2 protein-coding genes are annotated in these 1,454 nt (G+C 69.9%); one reads left to right on the top strand and one right to left on the bottom strand.

What is annotated here, in order from left to right; genetic code table 11:
• Positions 1 to 247 (top strand): hypothetical protein (locus ACH4RC_RS42475; RefSeq protein ID WP_398210511.1); only part of this gene is annotated, 247 nt, incomplete at its 5' end.
• On the opposite strand, the gene ACH4RC_RS42470 is transcribed toward ACH4RC_RS42475, so the two are convergent.
• The coding region (locus ACH4RC_RS42470) for an IS4 family transposase (protein ID WP_398210509.1) at positions 222 to 1,454 on the bottom strand (1,233 nt) is incomplete at its 5' end. The two genes, ACH4RC_RS42475 and ACH4RC_RS42470, sit on opposite strands and share 26 nt — an antisense overlap.

Genomic DNA, 1,454 nt, shown 5'->3' with positions numbered 1-1,454 from the left:
CAATGCCGTTGTTTTACGGATTCGCGGGTTGGGGTCGTTGGATACGGACGGCTTGGACGCCGCCGCGGGTGGGCTGGGGCCAATGGTGGTGTTCAGCCCGTTTGAGCCGGTAGTTGGACATCTTGCGTTTGACGACGCGGGGCTGGCTGCGCAGACGTCTGACCGGCAGGAGCCGCTGCAGCAGGTCGTGTTCGAGCAGAACCAGCGCCCGGACCAGGAGGTCAGGGGGAAAAACGGCCCGGCGTGACGGTCACGCTGCGCCGGGCCGAGCGCAGGGTCTCGGTGAAGGAGATCCGGTCCGGATCCAGGCCGCCGGAAGCGGCGGTTCGAAACATCAGCTCACGCAGGGCCCGGTGGACCAGCAGGTGGGCCCAGATCTGCTGCAGCACCCCGTCCGGGGTCTTGCTGCTGAGCACGGTGTGGGCGCCGCGCTGGCGGGTCTTGAGCTCGGCGAGGACCGACTCGACCTCCCAGCGCTCCTGGTAGAGCGCGGCCAGCTGCCGGGCCGGGAAGCGGCGGGCATCGAGCAGGCTGGTCACCAGCCGGTAGTCGGCCGCCGCCGGGTCGGCGTGCTCGAGCTGGTAGGCCAGGACCCGGACGGTGACCGGATCCTTGTTCGCGGAGTCGGTGCCGGCGTGGATGCGGGAGATCCAGGAGCCGTCCCGCAGCACCCGCTCGGCGGGCAGGACGCGGTTGGCGGGCACCCGCCACAACAGATCGGCGCCACTGCCGGTGAAGGCCCGCCACAACGGCACGCCGAGAAACGCGCGGTCGGCCAGCACCAGCTGGCCGGGTCCGCAGGAGCGGGGCAGATGGCGGACCAGGGTGACCTCCCCGGTGCGGCAGCCCGCCAGCTCCGCGTCCAGCACCAGATGCGTGCCGGTCTCCACCAGACAGGCCATCCGCACCTGCGGGAACGAACTCTTCTCCGGACCGCGGGCGTTGCCCGGACGGCCGAACGCGGCCTCGTTGGCCACCGTGTCGGCGACGTCGAAGCAGGTGCCGTCCACCGCCAGCAGACGCAGACCCCGCCAGAACACTCCGGGCGTGGTCTCGGTGCCCAGCGGTTTCGCCGTCGCGGTGAACAGCACCCGCAGCGGCTCGCTGCCCAGCCGCTGACGGGCCCTGAACAGTGAGGACTTCGCCGGAATGCGCCACTCGCCCAGCAGTCCCAGGCCCCGCAGGCCCTCGACCAGATGGCGCATGACGTCCAGATAGGGAGCGGGCGAGAAAAGCGCCAGACCGAGCACGAAGTACACCACCAGCCTCGCCGGCAGCAGGCGTCTGCGTTGCTCCACCCGCCCGCAGGCAGCCACCACCCGATCCACCAGACCCGGCGGATACACCCAGGTCAACAGTCCCAGACCCGATAAGTCAGACACACTCGCAGACACCGGCACCACCCCCGAGAGCAGTACGCAGAAGCCTACGCCGAAGCTAAACCAACGGCATTG

Source organism: Streptomyces sp. NPDC016845, from assembly GCF_044332585.1.
In the GTDB taxonomy this organism is placed as follows: Bacteria; Actinomycetota; Actinomycetes; order Streptomycetales; family Streptomycetaceae; genus Streptomyces.
Note: the sequence above shows the minus strand (reverse complement) of the source record. Positions and strands in the feature narration are given on the sequence as shown.